Source organism: Pseudonocardia sp. HH130630-07, assembly GCF_001698125.1.
Classification (GTDB): Bacteria; Actinomycetota; Actinomycetes; order Mycobacteriales; family Pseudonocardiaceae; genus Pseudonocardia.
Window position 1 is genome coordinate 885202 of the sequence record NZ_CP013854.1, and the last position, 25796, is coordinate 910997.

The following is a 25796-nucleotide window of genomic DNA, read 5'->3' on the forward strand; positions in this document are numbered from 1 at the left end:
GCCCGCCGATGCCCGCATCGTCCGCACGACCGGACCGGCCCGACGGGCCGGTACCCCCCGACGCCGTCACCGACCGGGTCTACCGGAAGGTCGCGCTCCGGCTCGTCCCGCTGCTGTTCGTCTGTTACGCGGTCTCCTACCTCGACCGGGTCAACGTCGGGTTCGCCCGGCTGCAGATGGACGACGAGCTGTGGTTCTCCGACGCCGTCTACGGCATCGGCGCCGGGGTCTTCTTCCTCGGCTACATCCTGTTCGAGGTGCCGAGCAACATCGTGCTGCACCGGGTCGGGGCCCGGCGCTGGATCGCCCGGATCATGGTCAGCTGGGGCCTGGTCTCCGGGCTGATGGCGCTGGCGTCCTCGCCCGCCACGTTCTACCTGCTGAGGTTCCTGCTCGGCGTCGCCGAGGCCGGCTTCATCCCCGGGATCCTGCTCTACCTGACCTACTGGTTCCCGGCGCACCGCCGCGGCCGGATCACCGCGCTGTTCCTCACCGCGATCCCGGTCGCGACGATCGTCGGCGGGCCGGTATCGGGCTGGCTGATGCAGGTCTTCGACGGGCTCGGCGGCCTGCGCGGCTGGCAGTGGATGTTCGTCGTGGAGGCGGTGCCCGCGGTGCTGCTGGGGCTGGTCGTGCTGCGCCGGCTCGACGACCGGGTCGCCGACGCGCGCTGGCTCGACGACGCGGAGAAGGCCGTCGTGATCCGCGAGGTCACCGCCGACGACGACGCCAAGTCCGGCGCGCACGCGAGCGTGCGCGCGACGCTGCGCAGCCCGGTGGTCTGGCTGCTCGGCGCGATCTACTTCGCGGTGGCGCTGGGCATCTACACGATCAGCTTCTGGCTCCCGACGATCCTCTCCCGCTCCGGCGTGGAGTCGACCGTGGTGGTCGGGCTGCTGTCGGCGGTGCCGTACCTGGTCGCCGTCGTCGCGATGGTGTGGGTGGCGGCGCACGGCGACCGCACCGGCGAGCGGCGCTGGCACACCGCGGTCCCGTGCGTGCTCGGCGGGCTCGGGCTCGTCGCCGTCGGGCTCACCGAGTCGACGACGGTGCCGGCCCTGCTGGCACTGACGCTCGCGGCCGCCGCGGTCTCCGCCGCCCAGGCCGCGTTCTGGAGCCTGCCCGCCGCCCTGCTCAGCGGGGTCGGCGCGGCCGCCGGGATCGCGCTGGTGAACTCGATCGGCAACGTCGCCGGGGCGGTGAGCACGTCGCTGGTCGGGGTGGTCGCGAACGCCACCGGCAGCACCGCCGCCGGCCTGTACCTGTTCGGGATCGTGCTCGTCGCCGGCGGGGCGCTGGTCCTGGCGCTGGAGCGCGAGCGGGTGAACGGCGGGCCAGCCCGCTGAGCCGGGCCGGGCTCAGGAGCGGCCGGTGCCCGGCGGGACCTCGTCCGGATCGGCGAACGCCCGGCCCAGCTCCCGGGTCAGGGCCAGCGCCCGGCGCGCCCACTCCGGCGTCGCGCCGGCCAGCCCGCAGGCCGGGGTGGGGACGGCGAGGCGGGCCAGCCGGTGCCGCTCGAAGCCGAGCCGGTCGGCGAGGTCGTACCCGGCGCGGGCGAGGTCACCGATCGCCGGCTCGCGGGCCGGGGCGGTACCCGGCAGCAGGCCGAGCAGCAGCGGGGTCCCCTCGTCCCAGGTCTCGCCGATCGCGTCCAGCGCACGTGGTTCCGCGGTGGACCCGGCGAAGGCCGGCCGGGTCGCGTCGATCCCGACCGCGGCGGCCCCGGCGCCGGCCAGCAGCCGGATCGGCGGCCGGTCGGCACAGCAGTGCACGACGACCGGCACCCCGAGCCCGGCGATCAGCTCGCGGAGCAGGTCCTGCGCGTCCGGTGCCCGCACCGCGCGCACCGTCCCGTACCCGGACGCGGTGGGCAGCGACCCGGCGACCACGGCCGGGAGGACGGGCTCGTCGAGCTGCACGACGACCCGTGCCCCGGTCCGCGCCGCGACCTCGGCGACGTGCGCCCGCAGCCCCTCGCCCAGGCTCGCGGCGAACTCGCGGACGGCGCCGTGGTCGGTGAGCACCCGGTGCCCGGCGGCGAGCTCCACCGACGCCGCGAGCGTCCACGGCCCGGTGGCCGAGACCTTGACCCAGCCCGGGCGGACGTGGTCGGTCGCGTCGTCGAAGGCGTCGAGGTCGGTCGCCATCAGGTCGCGGGCCCGGCGCAGGTCGCGGCCCTGCCGGGCGGTCACCCGCCACCCGGTCGGGACGACCTCGACGGCGAGGTCGACGAGCAGCCCGGCGGTGCGGCCGATCATGTCCGCGCCGACGCCGCGCGCGGGCAGCTCCGGCAGCGCCGGGAACTCCGGCGTCTCCCCGGTGACCAGGGCGGAGGACTCCCGGGGGTCCTCGCCGGGCAGGGACCCGACACCGGTGCCGATCCCCTCCGGCCACAGCTCGCGCGGTCCCGCCGGGACCTCGGGCCCGGGATCGACGACCTCGATCCGGGGCTCGGGCGGCCGGCTCTCGCCGGGCCGGACGTCGCCGAGACCGGCCGCGGCGAGTGCGGCGGCCAGCGGATCGTCGGTGCTCACCGGTCCAGTCTCCCCCGCGGCGGGGTGTCCGGGCGCCCCGGGGTCTGCGCCCCCGGCTACGCCCCGGTGGGCAGGGTGCAGCGGGCGTCGGCGGGCGGCAGCGCCAGGTCGACCAGGTAGTCGGTGGCGATCCGGTCCACGCACGGGCTCAGCCCGATCAGCGCGGAGCCGTGCTGCGCGCCGTCGACGGTCAGCAGGGTGCCGCCGAGGACCCGGGCCATGCTGATGCCGCCCTGGTGCGGGGTGGCCGGGTCGCCGGTGACCGAGGTGACCAGGACGGGTGGCACGTCGACGTCGCCGGTGATGAACGGGCCGGTCCGGCTCGGCGGCTCCGGCCAGGCGGCGCACTCGTGCTGGGTCTCGGTGACCGGTCGGCCGTCGTCCATCATCGGGGCCGCCGCCCGGACCTGCTGCAACAGGTCCGCCTGCTCGGCGGGCGTGCGCCGGGGCCAGTCCATGCACCGGATCGCGCGGAAGGACTCGATGAGGCCGCCGTAGTGGCCGTCGGGCCCGCGCTGGGCGTAGATGTCGTGCAGGGCCAGCAGACCGTCGCCGCGGCCGGCCGCGGCGTCCCGCAGTCCCTGCACGACGGCCGGCCACAGGAACTCGGCGTACATCCCGGAGAACACCCCGGTCACCGCGTCCTCGTAGCTGAGGCCGCGCCCGTCGGCGGTCGGCAGGGGCTCGTCCTGCAACGGTCGCAGCAGCGCGTGGTACGCCTCGACCGCCCGGGCCGGGTCGGTGCCCAGCGGGCAGTCGGGCGCGCCCGTGCACTGCGCGACCATGCCGTCGAACGCCCCCTGGATCCCCTTCGCCTGGGACACCGTGAACTCGACCGGGGACAGCTCGGGATCGACGGCGCCGTCGAGCAGCATGGCCCGGACCCGGTCCGGGAACGTCTCGGCGTACACCGCTCCGAGCTCGGTGCCGTAGCTGTAGCCGAGGAAGGACAGCTGCTCGTCGCCGAGCACGGCACGCAGCACGTCCATGTCCTGCACGGTCTCCCGGGTACCGATGTGGGCCAGCGCCTGCGCGCCACCGGCACTGTCGGCGCAGCGCTCCGCGATCGCCCCGGCGGCCCGTTCGTCGGGCACGTCCTCGGGCACGAGGGTGCCGTTGAAGCCCTCGTCGCGGTCGTCCTCGGCGTCGGTGAAGCAGTCCACCCGCGGGGTCGTGGCGCCCACGCCCCGCGGGTCGAACCCGATGACGTCGAACCGCTCCCCGATCGGCGTCCCGTCCCAGGCCGGGCCCGACGTGGCGACGTGGTTCATCCCCGAACCGCCGGGACCGCCCGGGTTGACGACCAGCGAACCGATCCGCTCGCCCCGTGCCTTCATCCGCAGCAGCGCGACCTGCGCCCGCGGACCGTCGGGGTCGGCGTAGTCCAGCGGGACCTCGACGCGGGCGCAGTCGAACCGGTCGTTCGCGAACGCCGCCCGGCCGGCGGGGTCCGTCGCGTACGGGGCGCACGGTCCGAAGGCGACCTGCTGGTCGTGGAACCGCGTCAGGTCGGGTGCCGGCGCGTCCGGTGCCGCTGCCGGTCCCGGCTGGCCGCACGCGGCCGCCACCAGGAGGACCGGCAGCGCCGTCGCGGCGAGTGCGGTCCGGATACGTCGTCGTTGCATGGTCGCTCTTCCCCCGGGACGGACGCGGACGCCCGATGCGCCGCTGCGGTACCGGCGGGCGGGGACGCACGGTCCCCGCCCGGGCCGGGCCCGGTGGACGAAACTAGGACCTCCGCCGGGCCCCGCGGATCACCCGGCGGGCTGGAACGGATCGACCGAAGGAGGAGTACCGGGCGCAGCCCGGCGGAGCGCGGCACCCCCGGCGCTCCGACTTCGGTCGGCCGGATGACCCGGGCCGTGCCCCGGGCGCTCAGGACCGGGCCGTCACCTCGAAGACCGGGTGCCGGTGGGCGGCCGCGGTGATCTCCTCGTCCGAGGCCGTGTCGGACAGGCCGGGGAACAGCAGCCCCGCGGACCGGCCGAGGCCGCGCAGGTAGCTCCGCAGCACCGGGACCGCACCGGCCCGGTCGAGCTCCACGGCCCGGATGCGCTCGGGCCCGCCGCCGGAGCGCAGCTCGGCGGCCCCGCCGGACGCGCGCAGGTTGCGCACCCAGTCGGTGTCACCGCGCGGGGAGACCAGGCAGCGACGGCCGTCGGCGGTGAACGGGGTGAGCGGGACGCTGCGGATCTCGCCGCTCACGCGTCCCGCGACGGCGAGCACCACCGTGCCGCCCGGCAGCACCCCGCGGGTCGCGAGCGCGCCGACCAGCGGGTTGAGGATCCGGCGGCTGAACACGCCGGGCGGACGGTAGGGGCGGTCGCTCATGGCGACACCCTGCCACCGTCCGGGCAGGACCGCCGGGCCGCCGGGTGCGGTCAGGCGGTCGCGGTGATCGTCGCCGAACCGAGCACGACGTCGCCGTCGCCGTCGGGCCGGTAGAAGGCGACGGCCTGGCCGGGTGCGACACCGCGCAGCGGCTCGGACAGGGCCACGGTGACCCCGTCCGGGACGGGGGTGACCTCGGCGGGTGCGGTGCCGCCGTGCGCGCGGACCTGGACCGTGCAGCCGAACGGGCCGTCCGGGACGGCCCCGGAGGTCCAGACCGGGGTCCGTGCGGTGATCCGCGCGACGTCGAGCGCGGCCTCCGGGCCGACCCGTACGGTGCCGCTGACCGGCTCGATGCCCAGCACGTAGCGGGGACGCCCGTCGGCCGCGGGGCGGCCGATCCCGAGGCCCTTGCGCTGCCCGACGGTGAACCCGTGCACGCCGTCGTGGCGGCCGAGGGTCTCCCCGGTCGCGGCGTCGACGAGGTCGCCGGGGCGCCTGCCGAGCCGCTCGCCCAGGAAGCCCTGGGTGTCACCGGTCGGGATGAAGCAGATATCGTGGCTGTCGGGCTTGCCGGCGACCCGCAGCCCGAGCCGCTCGGCCTCGGCGCGGATCTGCGGCTTGGGCGTGTCCCCGACCGGGAACAGGGCGTGCCGCAGCTGGTCGGCACGCAGCACGGCGAGCACGTAGGACTGGTCCTTGCCGTCGTCGACCGCGCGCCGCAGGGTCGGCACAGCGGGATCGAGCCGGGCGTAGTGACCGGTGCAGACGGCGTCGAACCCGAGGGCGAGCGCCTTGTCCAGCACCGCCGCGAACTTGATCTTCTCGTTGCAGCGCAGGCACGGGTTCGGCGTCTCGCCGGCCGCGTAGGCCGCGACGAAGTCGTCGACGACGTCCCGGGTGAACTCCTCGGACAGGTCCCACACGTAGTACGGGATGCCGAGCACGTCGGCGGCGCGGGCGGCGTCCGCCGAGTCCTCCTTGGAGCAGCAGCCGCGCGAGCCCGAACGCATCGCGTCCCGGGTACGCGACAGCGCCAGGTGCACGCCGACGACGTCGTGCCCGGCGGCGACGGCCCGGGCGGCCGCGACCGCCGAGTCGACTCCGCCGCTCATCGCGGCGAGGACCCGCATGCGATCAGCCCGTCACCGCGGCCGGGGCACGACCGGCCCGGCGCGCGCGTTCGACGACCGAGCCGATCGCGTCGGTCAGTGCGGACACGTCGGCCCGGGTGCTGGTGTGACCGAGGGAGAACCGCAGCGAGCCGCGGGCGAGCCGCTCGTCGGCCCCCATCGCGAGCAGCACGTGGCTGGGCTGGGCGACCCCCGCGGTGCACGCGGACCCGGTGGAGCAGTCGATCCCGTGCGCGTCGAGCAGCATCAGCAGGCTGTCGCCCTCACAGCCCGGGAACGCCAGGTGCGCGTTGCCCGGCAGCCGGCCCGGGCCGCCGTCGATCCGGGCGTCGAGCGCGTCGCCGCTGAGGACCGCCTCGGGCACCGTGGCCCGCACGGCGGTCACCAGCTCGTCGCGCAGCGCGGCCAGCTCGGTGCGCCGCCGGGGCGCCGAGGCGACCGACTCGGCGACGGCGGTGGCCAGCCCGACCAGGGACGGGACGTCGAGGGTCCCGGACCGGACGTCGCGCTCCTGGCCGCCGCCGTGCAGCAGCGGGGTGCAGGCGACGTCCCGGCCGAGCAGCAGGGCCCCGGCGCCGTAGGGGCCGCCGAGCTTGTGCCCGGTGAGGGTCAGCGCGTCGGCGCCGGACGCGGCGAAGTCGACGTCGAGGATCCCGACCGCCTGCACCGCGTCGGTGTGGAACGGGACGCCGTACTCGTGCGCCACCGCGGCGAGCTCGCGCACCGGGTTCACCGTGCCGACCTCGTTGTTCGCCCACATCACCGAGACGAGCGCGGTGCCGCCCGGGTCCTCGGCGATCGCGGCCCGCAGCACCTCGGGCCGGATCCGGCCCGCGCCGTCGACCTCCAGCAGCCGCAGTCGGGCGCCCTCGTGCTCGGCCAGCCACTCGGCGGCGTCGATCACGGCGTGGTGCTCGGCCGCCGAGACCAGGACCCGGTCGCGGCGCGGGTCCGCGGCGCGGCGGGCCCAGTACAGGCCCTTGACCGCGAGGTTGTCGCTCTCGGTCCCGCCGGTGGTGAACACGACCTCGGACGGGCGCGCACCGACCGCCTCCGCGATCTGCTCGCGGCCCTGTTCGACCTCGCGCCGGGCCCGGCGGCCCGACGAGTGCAGCGACGACGCGTTGCCGGTGCGGCCGAGCGCGTCGCTCATGGCGGCGACGGCGGCGGGCAGCATCGGTGTGGTCGCCGCGTGGTCCAGGTACGTCATCGGCGTCCAGGGTAATCCCGTCGTGGACGACCGTCTCGCTCGCCCGGCACCGGGCGTGCTACCGGCCGCGGCGCACCCGCTCCCCGGCCCGGACGGCGAGCGCCCGCCGGTCGTCGTCCCCGGGTTCGAGCAGCTCCCCCACCACGACCTCGCAGACGAGCCCGGACATCCGCAGGACCCGCCCGACGGCGTCGCCGAGGGTCTGCTCGCCGACGAACGCGGCGGCCGTCGTCGGGCGGCCGTCCGCGGTCGTGACCGTGACCGTGACCGGGCGGACCGGCACCCCGGCGTCGAGCGCGGCCTGGAACGGCGCCCGCCGGTAGTCCCCGCGGACCGCGCCGCACCAGGTCGTCGCCTCCGGGAACACCCCGACCACCGTCCCGCCGCGCAGCGCGGCCGCGGTGGCCGCGACCGTGCCGGGCAGCCGGGACAGCCCCTCGCGGTCCACGAACAGGGTCCCGGTCCGCGCGGCCAGGGCACCGATCACCGGCCAGTCCCGGACCTCCCGCTTGGCGAGCATGGTGACCGGGCCGATCGCGCCCAGCGCCGGGACGTCGACCCAGGACGTGTGGTCGGCGACGACCAGCACGCCCCGCCCGTCGTCCGGGCGCAGCGGGCCGCCCCGCACGACCAGCCGGATGCCTGCCGCGGCCAGCACCGCCCGGTGCAGTGCCCGCAGCACCGGGCCCAGCACCCGGGCACCGAGCAGCGCGGCGACCGGGACCAGCAGCACCGCCGTCACGAGGACGGCCAGCAGCAGCGCGGTACGGCACAGCGGACGCAGCGGGCCGGTCGCGGCGGGCGGGGGCAGGCACTCCGCCGGGGTGCACGGCGACCACGCGGCCCACGGGCCACCGGGGCGACGCCCGGCCGGCGGTCCGGCCGGGTGGGTCGGGTGCGCGGGGTGCACCGGGGCTCCGGGGTGCACGGGGGCTCCGGGGTGCACCGGGGCCGCCGGACGGGCCGGATCCGCCGGGCGGGCCAGGGTGCGCGGGTGTGCCGGATCCGCCGGGCGGGCCGGGTGTCGGGCGCCTGCCGGTGTGGGCGGGCGCAGGGCGGTGCGGGCCGGGGTGGTCGGCGGGTGCACGGCCGGGTCCGGCCCCGGCGCGGCCGCGAGCGTCATGCCGTCCCCCCGGCCGCGGCCGGCTCGCCGAGGAAGAAGCGCAGGTAGCGCCGGTCGATGTGGTCCATCCCGAGCAGCACCGGGAAGTCCGCCACCCCGAAGTCCGGGTCGTGCGCGGGCGGCCCGCACACCCACGTCCCCAGCCGCAGGTAGCCGCGCAGCAGCGGCGGGACGGTCGTCGCACGGTGCGGGGGCGCCCCGTCGGGGTCCCAGCCGCGCCACGGCGTCGTGCGGTACTGCGGCGGGGCGAGGTGCCTCGCCCGGACCGTGTCCCAGACGCCTGCGGCCTGCATCCCGCCGTCGGCCAGCGGGACGCTCGCGCACCCGACGAGCCAGCGGTGCCCGGTCAGCAGCATGTACCGGGCGAGCCCGGCCCACACCAGCCCCACCACGGCGCCGCCGCGGTGGTCGGGGTGCACGCACGAGCGGCCGGTCTCCACCAGCGAGTCGCGCAGCGGGTCGAGCGCGGAGAGGTCGAACTCGTCGTCGGCGTAGAGCCCGCCCGCCGCGCGGGCGCGCTGCGGCGGGAGCATCCGGTAGGTCCCGACGATCGCCCCGGTGGCGTCCTCGCGGACGACGAGATGGTCGCAGAACCCGTCGAACCGGTCGACGTCGCGACCGGATTCCGGGGTGTCGAGGCGGGCGCCGAGCTCCTCGGCGAACACCCGGTACCGCAGCGCCTGCGCGGCGGCGACGTCGTCGGCGTCGGTCGTGAGCAGCAGGGAGTACCGCCGGGCCGCGGCCTCCGGGGTCGAGACGATCACCTGGGTCACGCGGGTGTTCGTACCGGCCGCGCACGACGCCCGGACGGTTCCGCGCCGACACGGCGGTGGCGCCGACGTGAACGGACACCGACACCCGGCCGGGCCTGTCGCGACGGTGTCGCCGAGGGGTCGCCGAGGAGGCGCCGCAGGGTCGCCGCAGGCAGGAGCAGGTGAACTCGGCGCGACACGCGACGACGCCCCGGTGCTCGGCACCGGGGCGTCGTCGACGGGGACGGGGCGCGGGGATCAGCCCTTGCGCTTGCCGACCTCCTCCTGCAGCTGCGGTGCGACCGCGAACAGGTCACCGACGATCCCGAAGTCGGCGATCTCGAAGATCGGCGCCTCCTCGTCCTTGTTGACCGCCACGATCGTCTTCGAGGTCTGCATGCCGGCCCGGTGCTGGATCGCGCCGGAGATCCCCAGCGCGATGTAGAGCTGCGGCGACACGCTCTTGCCGGTCTGCCCGACCTGGAACTGCGGCGGGTAGTAGCCCGAGTCCACCGCGGCGCGGGAGGCACCGACCGCGGCACCGAGCGAGTCGGCCAGGCCCTCGACGACGGTGAAGTCGTCGGCCGAGCCGACCCCGCGCCCACCGGAGACGATCACGGTCGCCTCGGTCAGCTCCGGCCGCGACCCGCCGGTGACCGGCTCACGACCGGTCACGGTGGCGTGCCGGCCCGACGCGGCGGGGACCTCGACGGCCTCCCGCGCCCCGGCGCCGGCGCTCGCCTCGACCTCGATCGCGCCCGGCCGCACGGTGATCACCGGGTGCGCGGTGTTCGCCTTCGCCTCGGCGGTGTACGCACCGCCGAACACCGAGTGCGAGACGCCGTCCGCGCCCACGCCGACGGCGTCGGACAGCAGCCCGGAGCCGGTGCGCACCGCGAGCCGCCCGGCGACCTCCTTGCCGTTGGCCGCCGCGACGACCAGCACCGCGGCCGGGTCGACGCTGTTCACCAGCGACTCCAGCACCGCGACCTCGGGGGCCAGGAAGTCGGTCGAGTCCGTCTCCGCGACGTAGATCTTCTCCGCGCCGTGCTCGGTCAGGCCGTCGGCGAACCCGTCGGCGGTGCCGGCCGGCCCCACCACGACGGCGGACGGCGAGCCGAGCGCCCGGGCGGCGGTCAGCATCTCGTAGGTGGTCTTCTTGATGGACCCGTCGGTGTGGTCGACGAGTACCAGGACCTCAGCCATGTCTGTTGTCTCCAATAACCGAAGAGGGAGCAGGGACCGACGCGGGTCAGATGAGCTTCTGCCCGACCAGGAACTCGGCGATCTTCGCGCCGCCGTCCCCGGAGTCGGCGACCTTCTCGCCGGCCTGCTTCGGCGGCTTCGGAGCCGACGAGGTCACCGTGGTCAGCGCGTTCGCCAGACCCACGGTGCCGGCGTCGATCCCGGCACCGGCCAGGTCGAGGCTCTCCACCGGCTTCTTCTTCGCCGCCATGATCCCCTTGAACGAGGGGTAGCGCGGCTCGCCCGACTTCTCGCCCACCGACACGACGGCGGGCAGCTCGGCCGTCAGGTGCGTCACGCCGTCGTCGGTCTCCCGCTTGGCGGTCACCGTCGTGCCGTCGACCGAGATCTCGTTCGCCCAGGTCAGAGCCGGGACGTCGAGCAGGTCGGCGATCATCGCCGGGACCGCGGCGATCTGGCCGTCGGAGGCCGAGTTACCGGCCACGACCAGGTCCCAGCCCTCCTGACGGTTGATCAGGGCGGTCAGCGCGCGCGCCGTCTGGACCGCGCACGAGCCGTGCACGGCCGCGTCGGACAGGTGCACGGCGGAGTCCGCCCCCATCGACAGCGCCTTGCGGATCGCGTCGGTGGCCCGGTCCGGGCCCATGCACACCACGACCACCTCACCGTCGCCGGCCGCCTCCTTGACCTGGAGGGCCTGCTCGACGGCACGCTCGTTGATCTCGTCGATGACCGCCTCGGTCCCCTCACGGTCGAGGGTGTGGTCGGAGTCGGACAACGTCCGCTCCGAGTAGGTGTCGGCCACCTGCTTCACCAGGACCACGATCTTCATAGGACCTCTTCGACCTCCTGCCGCGGCGGTCCGCGCCCGTGCGCGTCCCGCGTCGTTGTCGTCCGACGGGCCGGCCCCGTGGTCCGGGGCCGTACCCGTATCGCGTCACCGTGACGGTGCTGCGCCGCGCGCTCCGGCAGGAGCGGGGGTGGGCCGCGGCGTCGCGTCCGCCATGTAGCCGATGACTCTGCCAGCGTCGCGCCGTAACGGCACGCCGTGCCACTGTGACGTTCATTGTTACCAGCGAGTAGCACGCTGTCGCATGCACCCTCGCTGTGACCGTACTCACGCGCGGCACTCGTCACCCGCCGCACGCGCGACGTCACACCGCGCGGCCCCTGGCGGGTGGGCGGGTTTCGCTACCGTCGTCAGCTCACGGACCGGAAGGAGCCGTCGTGCAGGTGACGGGTTTCGACGACCGCCTGGGGACCGGCTACGTGCTGAGCACCGGCGCACACGCCGACGAGGACGCCACGGGGAGCCGGACGGTGCAGCACGGCGGCGTGACCGTCCGTGCGACCGACGGCCTCGCCACGATGCTGGAGGACGCGCTGGCCCACCGGCCGACGACGCGGCTGGACTGGAGCGGGCCGGAGGTGCCGCTCACGCTCACCGACGACGTCCTGCTGGCCTGGCTGCGCTACGACATCGGCGGGGTGGTGTCCGTCGCCGGCGGACCGGAGGACGCCCGCTAGCAGTGGAGTGCGCCGCGCGGGTCAGCCCGCGCGGCGGTGCCGGCCGGGCCGCTGCACGCGGGGTGCGGCGACGGCGACCGCGCCGTCGGCGCCGAGGGTCGGCAGCAGCGCGCGCAGCATCTCGGCCAGCGCCTCGTCGCCCATGCCCTGCAGCGCGAGGTCCTCGTCGCCCAGCACGCCCGAGACCAGCCACGACCCGGCCCGGCCGGTGATCGTGAGGGTCAGCGTGCCCTCGTCGGCGACCGTCTCGCGCATGCCCTGCGACCTCCTCTGAGTCGGGATCCCCCGATCACGGGGACGCTCCGCAGGCGCCCGCGTTGCCCGGAGCGTCCGGATTCCTCCGCACCTCGGGTGCCCCGCCGACCGTGGTCCGCGAGCCGTCCCGCACCGGTGATCGGACCGTACCGGGCATCACTGCCGAGAACTACCGGTTGCAGGTAACGGATGATGCCGGTATGGAGCGCGCCCCACCCTCTGGTTGCACTCATGGAGCTTCGGCCTCGTGGGACCGGGCCGAAGCTCCATGAGTGCAACCGGGCCGGGGCGCGCTGAACCGTACACTGTGGACGCTCTTCGGCCGGTGCGTCCCGGGCCCGCGGTGCACTCGTGGAGCGTCGGACCGGGCAGACCGGGCCGAAGCTCCATGAGTGCGGGATCGGCGGGCCCGGCGCGGGGGCCCGGCGGGCGTCTGACACCGTTCGGGGGGTGGAGGTTCACCCGTCCCTGCCGCTGACCGGCGAGCGGACCGTGCCGGGGATCGCCGCCGAGAACTACTGGTTCCGGCGGCACGAGGTCGTCTACACCGCGATCGTCCCCGGGTGCGCGTCGGCCGTCGTGCTGGAGGCCGGCTGCGGCGAGGGCTACGGCGCCGACCTGCTCGCCGGCACCGCACGCCGGGTGCTCGCCCTCGACTACGACCCGGCGACGGTCGCGCACGTCCGCACCCGCTACCCGCGGGTCGCGGTGGCCCGGGCGAACCTGGTCGCGCTGCCGGTGCCCGACCGGGCGATCGACGTCCTGGTGTCGCTGCAGGTCATCGAGCACCTCTGGGAGCAGGAGCGGTTCCTCGCCGAGTGCCGCCGGGTGCTGCGCCCCGGCGGGACGCTGCTCGTCTCCACCCCGAACCGGATCACCTTCTCCCCCGGCCGGGACACCCCGCTCAACCCGTTCCACACTCGCGAGCTCGACGCGGGCGAGCTGGCCGGGCTGACCCGCGACGCCGGGTTCGCCGACGTCGCCGTCCGCGGCCTGCACCACGGCCCCCGGCTGCGCGCACTGGACGAGCGCCACCCCGGCGGGCTGATCGGGGCGCAGACCGCGCTGGCGCTCTCCGGCGAGCCGTGGCCGTCCGGGCTCGTCGCCGACGTCGCCGCCGTCCGGGCCACCGACTTCGAGCTGGGCGAGGCCGGCGGGCGGGACCTCGACGCCTCCCTCGACCTGCTCGTCACGGCGACCCGCCGGTGACCCGCCGGTGACCACGGCCCCCGTCGGCACCTTCTGCCTGGTGCTGCACTCGCACCTGCCGCTGCTGGCCCGGCACGGCCGCTGGCCGGTCGGCGAGGAGTGGCTCTACCAGTCCTGGGCGCACTCCTACCTGCCGGTGGTGGCGACCCTGCGCGAGCTCGCGGCCGAGGGCCGGACCGGGCTCGCCACCCTCGGGGTGACGCCGGTGCTGGCCGCCCAGCTGGACGACCCGTACTGCCTGCGCGGCGCGCACGACTGGCTGGGCGACTGGACGCTGCGCGCGCACTCGGCGGCGGGCCGGCTGCCGGAGCTGGCCGCGCACGAACACCGGGTGTCGACGGCGGCGACCGCGGAGTTCGAGGCGCACTGGCGGCACGGCGGGTCACCGGCGCTGCGGGCGTTGCGCGACAGCGGTGCCGTCGAGCTGCTCGGCGGCCCGGCCGCGCACCCCTTCCAGCCGCTGCTCGCACCGCGGGTCCGCGGGTTCTCGCTGCGGGCCGGCCTGGCCGACCACGCGCTGCGGCTGGGGTCGCGCCCGGCCGGGATCTGGGCACCGGAGTGCGGCTACGCACCCGGCATGGAGCACGACTACGCCGCGGCCGGCGTCGAGCGGTTCCTGGTCGACGGCCCCGCGCTGCGCGGGGACACCGCCCTCGCCCGCCCGGTCGGCGACTCCGGCGTGCTCTGCGTCGGGCGCGACCTCGACGTCACCTACCGGGTCTGGTCGCCGCGCCGGGGCTACCCGGGCTCGCCGGAGTACCGCGACTTCCACACCTGGGACCACGCGTCCGGGCTCAAGCCGGCCCGGGTGACCGGGCGGCGGGTGCCGTCGGAGGCCAAGCGGCCGTACTCGCCGGAGCTGGCCGCGGGGGCGGTGCAGCGCGACGCCCGGGACTTCGTCGACACCGTCGTCGCCCGGCTGCACGCCCTGCGGTCGGCGTCCGGGCGCCCGGCGCTGACCGTCGCCGCGTTCGACACCGAGCTGTTCGGGCACTGGTGGCACGAGGGCCCGGACTGGCTCGCCGCGGTGCTGCGGCTGCTCCCCGCGGCCGGGGTCGCGGTCCGGACGCTCGGTGGCGCGGTCTCCGACGGCCTGGTCGGCGACCCGGTGACGCTGCCGGAGTGCTCCTGGGGCTCGGGCAAGGACTGGCGGGTGTGGACCGGTCCGCAGGTGGCGGACTTCGTGTCCCGGGGCGACGACGTCCAGCGCGCCCTGCTCTCCGCCGTCGACACCGTGCTGCCCGGGTCCGGCCCGCTGCTGCGCCGCGACGTCCGCGACCCGCTCGCCGACCTGCTCGTCGACCAGGCGCTGCACGCGCTGTCCAGCGACTGGGCGTTCATGGTCAGCAAGGACTCCGCCGCGGACTACGCCCACGCCCGGTCCGCGACGCACGCCGGCCGGGTCGGCGAGCTGTCCGGCCTGCTGCGGGCCGGGCGCCGGCGCGCCGCGGAACGCCGCAGCGCGCACTGGGACGACGCCCGGTCCCCGCTGTTCGGCCACGTCGACGCCCGCGACCTCGCCGCACCCCCGACTACCCCGGGGTAACCGGGCCGGAGGGGTTTGCCAGGATCGTGCGGATGCGCGTGCTGATCCTCAGCTGGGAGTTCCCCCCGGTCGTCGTCGGGGGGCTGGGCCGGCACGTGCACGCGCTGACCCGGGAGCTGGCCGCGGCCGGGCACGAGGTCGTCGTGCTGTCCCGGGCGCCGACCGGCACCGACACCGGGACGCACCCGACGGCCCGCGACACCGTCGACGGCGTCACCGTGCTGCGCGTCGCGGAGGACCCGCCGCACCTGGAGTTCGGCTCCGACCTCGTCGCCTGGACCCTCGGCATGGGGCACGGGATGCTGCGGCACGCGCTCACCGCGCTGCTGCCCGGCTGGCGTCCGGACGTGGTGCACGCCCACGACTGGCTGGTCGCCCACCCGGCGATCGCGCTGGCCGACGTCCTCGGCGTCCCGCTGGTGGCGACCCTGCACGCGACCGAGGCGGGCCGGCACTCCGGCTGGCTACCCGGCCCGATGAACCGGCAGGTGCACTCCACCGAGTGGTGGCTCGCCCGGCGCGCCGACGAGGTGATCACCTGCTCCGCCGCGATGCGCACCGAGGCCGCCGCGCTCTACGACCTCGATCCCGGCGCCGTGCACGTCGTGCACAACGGCATCGACCCCGGCCGGTGGCGTTCCCGCGGGGTGCCGCCGCCCGCGGCCCCGGGGCCGCGGCTGGTCTTCGTCGGGCGGCTGGAGTACGAGAAGGGCGTGCAGGACCTGATCGCGGCGCTGCCCCGGATCCGCCGCCGCCACCGCGGGACCCGGCTGCTCGTGGCCGGCACCGGCACCCAGGCCGGGATGCTCGCCGGGTGCGCCGCCGGGCACCGGGTGAAGGGCGCCGTCGACTTCCTCGGCCACCTGCCCGACGCCGAGCTCACCGCGCTGCTGCGGGCCGCGGACGCCGTCGTGCTGCCGAGCCGCTACGAGCCGTTCGGGATCGTCGCGCTGGAGGCGGCGACCGTCGGTGCGACGCTGGTCGCCTCGACCGCGGGCGGCCTCGGTGAGCTGGTCGTCGACGGGGAGACCGGCATCGGGTTCACCCCGGGCGACGTGCCCGGGATCGCCGACGCCGTCGACCGGGCGCTCGCCGACCCCCGCGCCGCACGCCGCCGGGCGCGGGCCGCGCGCACCCGGCTGCGCACCGACTTCGCCTGGCCGGGTATCGCCGAGAGGACCGCCCGGATCTACGCCGGCGCCGTCGCGGGCGGGCCGCGGGAGCTCGCCCGGCCGAAGATCCCGACCGGGAACCTGCTGCACGGGGTGGGCTGAGCCCCGGGCTCAGGCGCGGTCGAGGCGGGCGCGCAGCGCGCGGTCGGCCTTGCGCGCCATGTCGGCGACGGCGGCGCGCTCGGCGGCCGCGGCCTCGTGGTCGGCGCGGCGGTCGCGCACCACCCGGGCCGGGCTGCCGACGGCGATCGACTCCGCGGGCAGGTCGCCGCGGGCCACGGCGTGCGCGCCGAGCACCGTCCCGTGACCGATCCGGGTGCCGCGCAGCACCGTGGTCTTCACCCCGAGCCAGCAGCCCTCCCCGATCCGGACCGGGGCCTTCACGATGCCCTGGTCCTTGATCGGCCGGTGCACGTCGTCGGTGCGGTGGTCGAAGTCGGTGACGTAGACCCAGTCGGCGATCAGGGTGGCCGCACCGACCTCGACGTCGAGGTAGCAGTTCAGCGTGTTGTCCCGGCCGAGGACGACCTTGTCCCCGATCCGCATCGACCCCTCGTGGCAGCGCAGCGCCGTCCCGTCGCCGACGTGCACCCAGCGCCCGATCTCCAGGCGCCCGAACCCGGGCCGGGCCTCGATCGTCACCCCCCGGCCGAGGAACACCATCCCGCGCAGGACGACGTGCGGGTGCCGGACCCGCAGGACCAGCAACCGCCAGTACCGCAGCAGGTACCAGGGTGTGACGGCCCGGTGGCGCAGGATCCAGCGCAGCGAGGTGAGGGTGAACAGCCGGGCCTGCCCCGGATCGTCCTGCGGTCGCACCCGGCCGACCCTAGGCGTGTGCAGCGGCCGGTCCGCGGGTACCTCCGACCCGACACGCCCCGGCACGCCCCCGATCCCAGGAGACGCACGTGAGCGACGACCGCACCCCCACCGGCGACCCCGGGCGCACCGACGGCACCGTCGGCTCCGAGGTCGGCACCGGTGAGCTGACCTACGGCGGGGCGGGGACGGTCCGCGACGAGCGCGACCACTCCGGCAACCCGCGCTCCCCCGCCACCACCGACGACTCCGGCGCCACCGCGGCCGCCGCCCGCGAGGTCGCCACCGACCACGACGACGAGCCCACCCGCAGCGAGTAGGACCGGCTCAGGCCAGTCCCTGCTCGATCGCGTACCGGACGAGTGCGCCCCGGCCGGGGACGTCGAACTTGCGCAGCAGGCGCTGCACGTGGTTCTCCACCGTGCGCGGGGAGAGCACCAGCCGGGCCGCGATCTGCTTCGCGGTCAGGCCCTCGACGACCAGCCGGAGCACCTCGGACTCGCGGGGGCTCAGGTCCGGCACCGTGCGCACCGGGGCGGCCACCGACTCCAGGACGACCGCGGCCAGCCCCGGGGAGAACGCCGGCCGCCCGGCCACCGCCGCGGCGACGATCCCGGCGAGCTCAGCCGGGTCGCCGGTCGCGGCCACCCCGGTCGCCCCCGCCCGGACGGCGTCGAGCACGAGTTCGTGGTCGGCGGGCGGCCCGGTGACGGCGACCACCGGGATCTCCGGCGTCCGGCTCAGCAACGCCGCGATCGCGGCGAGCCCGGCCTCCCGCGGACCGGCCAGGTCCACCACGACCAGTGCCGGGCCGAGCCGGGCCACGGCGGTCGCCACGGCCTCGGCCGGGCCGTTCGGGGTGCGGCCCACGAGCCGGGAGCCCGCCGGGACGGGTGGGTCCCCCACCACGACGACGCCGGGCGGATCGGTCTGGTCGCCGTGCACGTACTGGTCTCCTCAGCTGACTCGTCCGGGTTCGCCCGGACGGATCAGCTTGTCATGCCGCACAGCACGGACGGCACGGCCGAACGGTGAGTGACTGCTCCACCGGGGGTCACCGAGCGTTGTTTGCGTCACCATATCCGCCCACGGACGGTTCAGGCGGGCCGGGCCCCCGGCCGGAGGATCCGGCGCGCCACGGCGGCCGTCCCGGCGACCGCGACGGCGAGCACCAGCCCGGCGAGCATCGACAGCAGCGGGTCGCCGTGGGTGATCGGCCCGAGGAGCACACCCATACCGGTCATCCAGGCGCTCCACAGCAGCGAGCTGGCCACGGTCGCGGGCAGGAACGCGCGCAGCGGCAGCCGGACCCGGCCGGCCGCCGTCACGCTCGCCAGGCGGCCGCCGGGCAGCAGCCGGGTCGCGACCAGGGCGACGATCGGCCGCCGGTGCAGGTGCCGGCGGACCCAGGCGCCGATCCCGTGGTCGCGCCGGCCGGGGCGCAGCAGCGCGGTCGAGGACCGGCCGGCGCCGTAGAGCAGGCCGTCCCCGGCCAGCGAACCGACCAGCACCGCGGCGAACAGCGCGAGCACCCGCCACCGGTCACCGTCGGCCACGGCCGTCGCGGTCGCGCTGAACAGGACCGGCTCGCTCGGCAGGAACGGCATCGGCCCGTCGCAGATCACCGCCAGCGTCAGCAGCGGGAGCAGCCACGGGCTGTCCAGGACGTACCCGATCAGCGCGGTCGGGTCGGGCACGGGCGTCTCCGGTGGGGAGCGTCGGACGGGTCCGGCCCCGAGTCTGCCCCGGTACCGTGACCGGATCGAGACCGGGGGTGCTCGGCGGGGGTCCGCTCAGTCGGTCAGGCCCTGCTCGATGGCGTAGCGGACGAGCTGGCTGCGGTTGTGCAGCTGCAGCTTGCGCAGCGTGTTCTGCACGTGGCTCTCCACCGTCCGGTGCGAGACGACGAGCCTGGCGGCGATCTGCTTCGCGGTCATCCCCTTCGCGACCAGGCGCAGCACCTCGGTCTCGCGCTCGGTCAGCGCCGGGACGGCCGGTGCGCCGTCGGCGGGGCGCGGCGCGTCGGCCAGGCGCCGGTACTCCCCCAGCACCAGCCCGGCGAGCCCCGGCGTGAACACCGCGACGCCGCGGGCGGTCCGCCGGATCGCCTCCAGCAGCTCCTCGGCCCCCGCGGACTTGACCAGGTACCCGAGCGCGCCCGCCTTGACCGCCTCCAGCACGTCGGCGTGCTCGCCGGAGGCGGAGAGCACCAGCACCCGGGACTCCGGGGAGCCCTGCGCGATCCCGGCGATGGCCTCGACCCCGGAGGTCCGGCCCAGGTTCAGGTCCATGAGGACGACGTCGGGCCGGACCGTGCCCGCGATCCGGACCGCCGACGGGGCGTCCGACGCGGTCGCCACGACCTCCAGCCCGCGCTCGGCCAGGTCCCGGGCGACGCCGTCGCGCCAGATCGGGTGGTCGTCGACCACCATCACCCGGATCGCCGGATCGCTCATGCCGTCCCCCTGTCCAGCCGGATCACCCATTCAGTACCCAGGTCCGGCCCGGTGTCCAGCCGCAGCGTGCCGCCGATGTCCTCGACCCGGCCGCGGATCGAGCGCGACACCCCCATCCGGCCCTCGGCCTCGGCCTCGGCGAGGCGGCCGTCCGGGATGCCGGGGCCGTCGTCGCGCACGCTCACCTCGATCGCGCCGGCCAGCTCCTCGACCAGGACCCAGGCGTGCGCGTCCCGGCCGGCGTGCAGGGCGACGTTCGCCAGTGCCGCGCGGACCGCCCCCTCCAGCTCGCCGGCGGCGGTGGCCGCCAGCTCCACGGCGTGCCCCGGCGCGGACACCGTGACCCGGCCCGACGCCAGCTGCCGCAGGGCCGCCGCGAGGTCCCGGCGGCCGGCCGCGTCGGTCGTCCCCGGGCCGGACAGCAGCGCCCGCAGCGAGGTCTCCTGCTCCGCCGCCAGCAGGCCGAGCTCGGCCGCACCGCCGCCCAGCTCCGCACCGCGCCGCTGGACGTGCGCGAGCACCTGCAGCACGCCGTCGTGCACGGCCCGGGTGAGCCGCTCGCGCTCGGCGGCCGCGGCCTGCTCGGCGGCGAGGCGGCGCAGCCGGGCGGCGGCGCGCTCCAGCACGAGCGAGCCGTAGCCGACGGTGAGCCCGGCCAGCACCAGCAGCTGGATGTCGCCCAGCTCCAGCGCGCCGAACCGGTCCTTCGACAGCACCAGCGCCACCGAGATCACCGCCGCGGCGAGCAGCCCGCCCCGGATCCGGAAGGCGACCGCGCAGGCCAGCACCGCACCGGAGGTCCAGATCGAGCCCATGCCGGGGCCGCCGTCGTCGAGGTGCGCCGTCGTGACGATCCACGGGGTCGTCGCCATCACCGCGACGCAGACGCCGAGATCGGCGAGCGCGAGCCGGCCGCGGACGTCCGGGGCGCCGGGGAGGCCGCCGAGGTAGCCCCAGGACGTCACCGCCGTCCAGCCGGCCATCACGACCAGGACGCCGATCGCGGCCGCCGGGCTCTCGTAGCCGGTGCGCAGGTGGTAGAGCGTGACGCCGACGACCGTCACCAGCGTGAGCAGCCGGCAGGCGATGATGCCGCGCCAGAACGGCTCCAGCGGGTGCTCGGTGTCGACGAGCGTGGCGTCGCGCGCCCGGGACCGGGCCCGCCGCACCGCCCCGGCCGGTGGCGTCACCGCGGTTTGGTGCCGGTGATGAGCGCGTTGTAGAACCAGCTGCGCGGCACCACCCGGGACAGGACGTGCTCGTCCAGCCAGGACAGCCGCTGCCAGCCGTGGTAGGCGAACATCGCCCAGTTCCAGCCGAGCTTGCCGGGCGGGACGGCCGCCTCGAACGTCCGGACCGGCCAGCCCAGCATCGCGGCCGAGAACTCCTCGGTGCCGGCACGCACGCCCTCCGCGCCGGCCCGGCGCGCGGTGCGCTCCAGGTCGGCGGGGTCGAACGTGTGGATGTCGACGCAGGCCTCCAGCGCCGCGGCCCGGGAGGACTCGTCGAGTTCGGTCTGCGGGCGCCGCCAGTCCTGCAGCGCGGGCAGCCGGGTGAGCGCGGTGGTGGCCTTCCAGGTCCACTGCCCGAGGGTGCGGGCGTAGGCGTCGCCCACCGTGGTGGGTTCACCGGCGAAGACGAACCGCCCGCCCGGTTCGAGGACCCGCAGCACCTCGGCGAACGCGGCCTCGACGTCCGGGATGTGGTGCAGCACGGCGTGCCCGACGACGAGGTCGAAGCTGTCGTCCGGGAACGGGATGTGCTCGCCGTCGACGACCCGGCCCTCGACGTCGAGCCCCAGCCCCTCGGCGTTGCGGGTGGCGGCCGCGACCATCCCCGGGGACAGGTCGGTGACGACCCCCCGCTCGGCGACCCCGGCCTGCATGAGGTTGAGCAGGAAGAACCCGGTGCCGCTGCCGAGCTCCAGCGCGCGCAGGTACGGGCGGCCGTCCCACGGGGCGGCGGCCCGGAACCGGCCGGCGGCGTAGTCGATGCAGCGCTCGTCGTAGCTGATCGACCACTTCTCGTCGTAGGTGCCGGCCTCCCAGTCGTGGTAGAGGACGTTCGCGAGTTTCGGGTCGTGCCGGGCGGCCTCGACCTGCTCGGCGGTGGCGTGCGGGGTGGGCGCCGGGTCCGAACTCATGAGCAGGAGTTTCGCAGAACGCCCTGGCCGGAACTGTCGGTGGGCTCGGTCATAGTGCGACCATGAGCACCGTGACGGACCAGGTGAGCGAGCCGCACCAGCTCGAGCGGCCTGCCGACGGGTGGACGGTCGAGGATCTGGACCGCTGGCCGGAGTCGCAGGTGCGCTACGAGCTGACGGACGGAGCGCTCACCGTGTCCCCCTCCCCCTCCAACCTCCATCAGAGCGTCTCCGGGCTGCTGTTCGCCCGGCTCGCCGCGGACTGCCCACCCGGACTCGCTGCTGCGCAGGCGGTCGAGATCCGGTTCGGCCCGCAGCTCACCCGGATCCCGGATCTCGCGGTGGTCCGATCCAGCGAGCCCGGGCGGCACTGGTTCTCCCCGTCGGAGGTCCTGCTCGCCGTGGAGATCGAGTCCCCCGGCTCCCACGTGGAGGACCGGATCGTGAAACCCGCGCTGTACGCGGGCCACGGCATCGGGTCGTTCTGGCGGATCGAGCTCGGCCCGATCCGGGCCCGGCGCTACGGCCCGGACCCGGCGGGCGACAGGTACCGCGAGCTCGACTGCCCGGTCGACCGGCTCGTCGCCGACCGGCCGTTCGCCGTCGACGTCGCGCTGCGGGACCTGCTGCCCGCCTGGGCCCGCTGACCCGGCCGGCCCGGCGGCCACGGGGTGGGCCTCAGCGGCCGGTGAAGGTCGCCTTGCCGGGCCCGTTCTCCACGAAGCTCGCCATGCCGGTCCGCGCGTCGTCGGAGGCGAACACCCCGGCGAAGAGCTCGGACTCGATGTCGAGGCCGGTCCGCAGGTCGGTGTCGAGGCCGTTGTCGATCGCCTTCTTCGCCGCCGCGTAGGCCAGTGCGGGGCCGGAGGTGAACTGGGCCGCCCAGGCCACCGCGCGGGCGTAGACCTCGTCCGCCCCGACGACCTCGTCGACCAGCCCGATCGCGAGCGCCTCGTCGGCGGGCACCATCCGGCCGGTGTAGATCAGGTCCTTGGTCCGGCTCGGCCCGATCAGCCGCGCGGTGCGCTGGGTCCCGCCGCCGCCGGGGAAGATGCCGAGCAGGATCTCCGGGAACCCGAGCTTGACGTTGTCCCCGGCGATCCGCCGGTCGGCGCCCAGCACGACCTCGAGCCCGCCGCCGAGCGCGTACCCGGTGACCGCGGCGACGGTCGGCTTCGGGATCGTCGAGATCGCCCCGAGCCCGGCGGACAGCCTGCGGGCCACCGGCGCCATGTCGGCGTAGGACATCGACGCCATCTCCTTGACGTCCGCACCCGCCGCGAAGGTCTTCTCCCCGCCGTACACGACCACGGCGCGCACGTCGGCCCGGGTGGCCGCCTCGCCGGCCACCTCCAGCAGCTCGCCCTGGATCTGGCGGTTCAGGGCGTTCATCGGCGGGCGGTCGATCCGGATCGTCCCGACGCCGGCGTCCACGGACAGGCTCACGAATTCGGTCACGCGGGCGACCCTAACCCGGTTCAGGCGCTCCGGTAGGCGGTGAACCGGCCACCGGCCCGGCGTTCCACGGTCAGCGCCAGACCGAAGGTCTCCGACAGCGGGCCCGAGGTCATCACGTCGTCGAGCAGGCCGGCCGCGACGACCTTCCCGTCGCGCAGCAGCATCCCGTGCGTGTAGTTCGGCGGGATCTCCTCGACGTGGTGGGTGACCAGCACCGACGCCGGGGCGTAGGGGTCGTCGGCCAGGTCCGCGAGCCGCCCGACCAGGTCCTCGCGCCCGCCGAGGTCGAGACCGGCGGCGGGCTCGTCGAGCAGCAGCAGCTCCGGGTCGGTCATCAGTGCCCGGGCGATGAGCGTGCGCTTGCGCTCGCCCTCGGACAGCGTGCCGTAGGCACGGTCGGCCAGCCCGCCCATCCCGAGCTGCTCCAGCAGCTGCCGCGCGCGGCCGGTGTCGGTGCTCTCGTACTCCTCGCGCCAGCGGCCGAGCACGCCGTAGCCGGCGGAGACGACGACGTCGGCGACCTGCTCGTCGCCGGGGATCCGGACGCCGAGGTTGGCCGAGGTCAGCCCGATCCGCGGGCGCAGCTCGAACACGTTGACCCGGCCCATCCGTTCGCCGAGGACGTGCACCAGACCCGACGTCGGGTGCAGCTCGGCACCGGCGAGACGCAGCAGCGTCGTCTTGCCGGCGCCGTTGGGGCCGAGCACGACCCAGCGCTCGTCGAGCTCGACCCGCCAGTCCACGGCGTCGAGCAGGGTGGTGGGACCGCGACGGACGGTCGCGCCGTCCATCCCGATCACCAGGTCCTCGTCGTCGATCGGGCTGCCGGTCGGGGAGGTGATCTCTGTGACGCCGTTCGCGTGCGGGAGTCCGGGGGAAGACACCCCCCTATCCTGGCCGACCGTGCCTGTCTTCCCTCTCGGTGCCCACCCCGACGACCACGGGACCCGCTTCGCGGTCGCCTCCACCAGCGCGGAGACCATCGAGGTCTGCCTGGTCGACGGCGAACCCGGGGCGCTCACCGAGCGCCGGGTCGAGCTGTGCGAACACACCTTCGGCGTCTGGCACGGGCACGTGCCCGGCGTCCGCGCCGGCCAGCGCTACGGGTTCCGCGCGCACGGGCCCTACCGGCCGTTCGACGGTCTGCGCAGCAACCCGCACAAGATCCTCGTCGACCCGTACGCGCGGCAGGTGACCGGCTCGGTGACCGACGTGGTCGCCGCCCGCGGCTGGCACGGCGACCCCATGTCCGGACGGCCGAGCACGGTGGACTCGCTCGGCAGCGTGCCGCTGTCGGTCGTCACCGGTGGCGAGCCGGGCCCGCGCCCGCCGCGACCGGACGTGCCGTGGTCGGAGACCGTCGTCTCCGAGCTGCACGTCCGCGGCTGGACGCGGCTGCACCCCGAGGTGCCCGAGCCGCACCGGGGCACCTACCTCGGCCTGGCCCACCCGGCCGTCGTCGCGCACCTGCAGCGCACCGGGATCACCGCCGTCGAGCTGCTGCCGGTCCAGGCGAGCGCCCCCGAGCCGTCGCTGCTGGAGCGGGGCGCGTCGAACTACTGGGGCTACGCCACCCTCGGGTTCCTCGCCCCGCACCCCGGCTACGCGGCCGTCCCGGGCAACGAGCGCGTCGAGTTCCGCTACCTGGTCGACACCCTGCACGCGGCCGGGATCGAGGTCATCTGCGACATCGTGCCCAACCACACCTGCGAGGGCGGGGTCGGCGGCACCACGCTGTCCTACCGCGGGCTGGACGCCCCGGCGTACTACTCGCTGGGTGGCTCCGGGCACGACGCGGACATCACCGGCACCGGCAACACCCTCGACGCCGGCTCGCCGACGGTGATCCGGCTGGTCTGCGACGCGATGCGGCACTGGGTGCACGCCTACGGCGTCGACGGGTTCCGGATCGACCTCGCCTCGGTGCTGGGCCGGCCGCGCTCGGGACCGTTCTCCCCGGACTCGGCTCTGCTCACCGCGATCGCCCAGGACCCGACGCTGTCGACCTGCAAGCTCATCGCCGAGCCGTGGGACGCGACCGGCGAGGGCTACCGGGTCGGCGGGTTCGGCGTCGCCTGGTCGGAGTGGAACGGCCGCTACCGCGACGCCGTGCGCGACTTCTGGCGCGGCCACGGCGGCGTCGCCGAGCTCGCGTCCCGGCTGACCGGCAGCTCCGACATCTACGCGCTGTCCGGGCGCCGGCCGTGGGCGTCGGTCAACTTCGTCACCGCGCACGACGGCTTCACACTGCGCGATCTCGTCTCCTACGAGCGCAAGCACAACGAGGGCAACGGCGAGAACAACCGGGACGGCACCGACGACAACCGGTCGCAGAACCTCGGCGTCGAGGGCGAGACCGACGACGCGGGCGTCCGCACCGCCCGGCTCGCGACCGCGCGGGCGATGATGGCGACCCTGCTGCTGTCGATCGGCACGCCGATGATCACCGGCGGCGACGAGCGCTGGCGCACCCAGGGCGGGAACAACAACGCCTACTGCCGCGACGACGAGACGTCCTGGGTGGACTGGACGGCCACCGACGAGACCGCGGCCATGGAGGCGTTCACCGCCCGGGTCGCGGCGCTGCGCCGGGAGTCACCGGTGCTGCACCGCGACCAGTTCTACGTCGACGGCGAGGTGCTCTGGTGGGACCCGTCCGGGCGGCCGATGGAGCCGGGCGACTGGCACGACGGCGGCCGGCAGACCCTCGTCGTGCTGCTCGCCGACTACTGGCTGCTGCTGCTGCACGCCGGGGCGGGGCCGGTGGACTGCCGGCTGCCGACCGAGCACGGCTTCGACCCGGTGCTGGACTCGACCACCGACGACGGCGCGCCCGCCGACCCCGGCGCCCTCCCGGCCGGCGGGACGGTCGTCCTGCCCCCGCGCTCGGTGCAGCTGTTCCGCAGCCGCTGACCGGGTGTG

26 protein-coding genes are annotated in these 25796 nt (G+C 75.8%); 8 read left to right on the forward strand and 18 right to left on the reverse strand.

Annotation, left to right across the window (positions count from 1 at the left end; all coding sequences use genetic code 11):
* The first annotated feature begins 8 nt into the window (after positions 1-8).
* On the forward strand, positions 9-1346 hold the full coding sequence (locus AFB00_RS04340; RefSeq protein WP_068796147.1) for an MFS transporter: 1338 nt from the start codon (positions 9-11) through the stop codon (positions 1344-1346).
* Positions 1347-1358: 12 nt separating this feature from the next.
* Here AFB00_RS04340 and AFB00_RS04345 read toward each other — a convergent pair whose 3' ends face one another.
* From AFB00_RS04345 to AFB00_RS04385, 9 genes are all read right to left on the reverse strand, one after another.
* A complete protein-coding gene (locus tag AFB00_RS04345) occupies positions 1359-2396 on the reverse strand; it encodes a methionine synthase (protein ID WP_068800002.1) in 1038 nt (345 codons plus the stop codon).
* Between the two features lie 194 nt (positions 2397-2590).
* Positions 2591-4159, reverse strand: a complete 1569-nt coding sequence (locus tag AFB00_RS04350; protein WP_068796148.1) for an alpha/beta hydrolase — start codon at positions 4157-4159, stop codon at positions 2591-2593.
* A 250-nt stretch (positions 4160-4409) separates the two neighbouring features.
* Entirely contained in the window at positions 4410-4865 is a 456-nt protein-coding gene (locus AFB00_RS04355) for a nitroreductase/quinone reductase family protein (RefSeq protein WP_068796149.1), read from the reverse strand.
* 50 nt (positions 4866-4915) lie between these two features.
* The gene (gene mnmA / locus AFB00_RS04360) at positions 4916-5998 is read right to left on the reverse strand and encodes a tRNA 2-thiouridine(34) synthase MnmA (RefSeq protein ID WP_068796150.1); all 1083 of its coding nucleotides are present in this window, start codon (positions 5996-5998) and stop codon (positions 4916-4918) included.
* Between the two features lie 4 nt (positions 5999-6002).
* Positions 6003-7208 (reverse strand): cysteine desulfurase family protein, encoded by a 1206-nt coding sequence (locus AFB00_RS04365; protein ID WP_068796151.1) that lies wholly within the window; start codon positions 7206-7208, stop codon positions 6003-6005.
* A 58-nt stretch (positions 7209-7266) separates the two neighbouring features.
* Entirely contained in the window at positions 7267-8331 is a 1065-nt protein-coding gene (locus tag AFB00_RS04370; RefSeq protein WP_156819366.1) for a lysophospholipid acyltransferase family protein, read from the reverse strand.
* Complete coding sequence (locus AFB00_RS04375; protein WP_068796152.1) at positions 8328-9104, reverse strand: GNAT family N-acetyltransferase; 777 nt, start codon at positions 9102-9104, stop codon at positions 8328-8330. Before AFB00_RS04375 ends, AFB00_RS04370 begins: the two co-directional genes overlap by 4 nt.
* Before the next feature lie 237 nt (positions 9105-9341).
* Positions 9342-10289 carry an electron transfer flavoprotein subunit alpha/FixB family protein gene (locus AFB00_RS04380; protein ID WP_068796153.1) on the reverse strand — a complete coding sequence of 316 codons (948 nt, stop codon included), beginning with the start codon at positions 10287-10289 and terminating at the stop codon, positions 9342-9344.
* 46 nt (positions 10290-10335) lie between these two features.
* Positions 10336-11121, reverse strand: coding sequence for an electron transfer flavoprotein subunit beta/FixA family protein (locus tag AFB00_RS04385; RefSeq protein ID WP_068796154.1), 786 nt, complete (start codon positions 11119-11121; stop codon positions 10336-10338).
* Between the two features lie 395 nt (positions 11122-11516).
* Here AFB00_RS04385 and AFB00_RS04390 point away from each other — a divergent pair, with 395 nt between their 5' ends.
* A complete protein-coding gene (locus tag AFB00_RS04390; protein ID WP_068796155.1) occupies positions 11517-11816 on the forward strand; it encodes a hypothetical protein in 300 nt (99 codons plus the stop codon).
* Between the two features lie 21 nt (positions 11817-11837).
* Here the strand turns inward: AFB00_RS04390 and AFB00_RS04395 are convergent, their stop codons facing one another.
* Entirely contained in the window at positions 11838-12071 is a 234-nt protein-coding gene (locus tag AFB00_RS04395; protein WP_068796156.1) for a hypothetical protein, read from the reverse strand.
* A 450-nt stretch (positions 12072-12521) separates the two neighbouring features.
* Here AFB00_RS04395 and AFB00_RS04400 point away from each other — a divergent pair, with 450 nt between their 5' ends.
* The 3 genes from AFB00_RS04400 to AFB00_RS04410 are packed head-to-tail and all read left to right on the forward strand — an operon-like array spanning position 12522 to position 16100.
* Complete coding sequence (locus AFB00_RS04400) at positions 12522-13280, forward strand: class I SAM-dependent methyltransferase (RefSeq protein ID WP_068796157.1); 759 nt, start codon at positions 12522-12524, stop codon at positions 13278-13280.
* A 7-nt stretch (positions 13281-13287) separates the two neighbouring features.
* Complete coding sequence (locus AFB00_RS04405) at positions 13288-14826, forward strand: 1,4-alpha-glucan branching protein domain-containing protein (RefSeq protein WP_068796158.1); 1539 nt, start codon at positions 13288-13290, stop codon at positions 14824-14826.
* A 32-nt stretch (positions 14827-14858) separates the two neighbouring features.
* Entirely contained in the window at positions 14859-16100 is a 1242-nt protein-coding gene (locus AFB00_RS04410; protein ID WP_068796159.1) for a glycosyltransferase family 4 protein, read from the forward strand.
* Positions 16101-16109: 9 nt separating this feature from the next.
* On the opposite strand, the gene AFB00_RS04415 is transcribed toward AFB00_RS04410, so the two are convergent.
* Complete coding sequence (locus AFB00_RS04415) at positions 16110-16817, reverse strand: acyltransferase (protein WP_068796160.1); 708 nt, start codon at positions 16815-16817, stop codon at positions 16110-16112.
* A gap of 89 nt (positions 16818-16906) precedes the next feature.
* Between AFB00_RS04415 and AFB00_RS04420 the strand changes: the two genes are divergently transcribed.
* On the forward strand, positions 16907-17137 hold the full coding sequence (locus tag AFB00_RS04420) for a hypothetical protein (protein WP_068796161.1): 231 nt from the start codon (positions 16907-16909) through the stop codon (positions 17135-17137).
* Positions 17138-17144: 7 nt separating this feature from the next.
* Here AFB00_RS04420 and AFB00_RS04425 read toward each other — a convergent pair whose 3' ends face one another.
* From AFB00_RS04425 to AFB00_RS04445, 5 genes are all read right to left on the reverse strand, one after another.
* Positions 17145-17762: a response regulator transcription factor gene (locus tag AFB00_RS04425; protein WP_068796162.1), complete on the reverse strand. Its 618-nt coding sequence runs from the start codon at positions 17760-17762 to the stop codon at positions 17145-17147.
* Between the two features lie 152 nt (positions 17763-17914).
* Positions 17915-18514, reverse strand: a complete 600-nt coding sequence (locus AFB00_RS04430; RefSeq protein ID WP_068796163.1) for a DedA family protein — start codon at positions 18512-18514, stop codon at positions 17915-17917.
* A gap of 96 nt (positions 18515-18610) precedes the next feature.
* Positions 18611-19273: a response regulator gene (locus AFB00_RS04435; RefSeq protein ID WP_068796164.1), complete on the reverse strand. Its 663-nt coding sequence runs from the start codon at positions 19271-19273 to the stop codon at positions 18611-18613.
* Positions 19270-20463, reverse strand: coding sequence for a MacS family sensor histidine kinase (macS, locus tag AFB00_RS04440; protein ID WP_231974214.1), 1194 nt, complete (start codon positions 20461-20463; stop codon positions 19270-19272). Before macS ends, AFB00_RS04435 begins: the two co-directional genes overlap by 4 nt.
* Positions 20460-21416 carry a class I SAM-dependent methyltransferase gene (locus AFB00_RS04445; RefSeq protein WP_068796165.1) on the reverse strand — a complete coding sequence of 319 codons (957 nt, stop codon included), beginning with the start codon at positions 21414-21416 and terminating at the stop codon, positions 20460-20462. The genes macS and AFB00_RS04445 overlap by 4 nt, the downstream gene beginning before the upstream one ends.
* Positions 21417-21478: 62 nt before the next feature.
* Between AFB00_RS04445 and AFB00_RS04450 the strand changes: the two genes are divergently transcribed.
* Positions 21479-22063, forward strand: coding sequence for a Uma2 family endonuclease (locus AFB00_RS04450; RefSeq protein WP_068796166.1), 585 nt, complete (start codon positions 21479-21481; stop codon positions 22061-22063).
* A 31-nt stretch (positions 22064-22094) separates the two neighbouring features.
* On the opposite strand, the gene AFB00_RS04455 is transcribed toward AFB00_RS04450, so the two are convergent.
* On the reverse strand, positions 22095-22874 hold the full coding sequence (locus tag AFB00_RS04455) for an enoyl-CoA hydratase/isomerase family protein (RefSeq protein WP_068796167.1): 780 nt from the start codon (positions 22872-22874) through the stop codon (positions 22095-22097).
* A 20-nt stretch (positions 22875-22894) separates the two neighbouring features.
* The gene (locus tag AFB00_RS04460; RefSeq protein ID WP_068800005.1) at positions 22895-23665 is read right to left on the reverse strand and encodes an ABC transporter ATP-binding protein; all 771 of its coding nucleotides are present in this window, start codon (positions 23663-23665) and stop codon (positions 22895-22897) included.
* Positions 23666-23777: 112 nt separating this feature from the next.
* On the opposite strand from AFB00_RS04460, the gene glgX reads away from it, so the two are divergent.
* Positions 23778-25787, forward strand: coding sequence for a glycogen debranching protein GlgX (gene glgX, locus AFB00_RS04465; RefSeq protein ID WP_068796168.1), 2010 nt, complete (start codon positions 23778-23780; stop codon positions 25785-25787).
* The last annotated feature ends 9 nt before the right edge of the window (positions 25788-25796 follow it).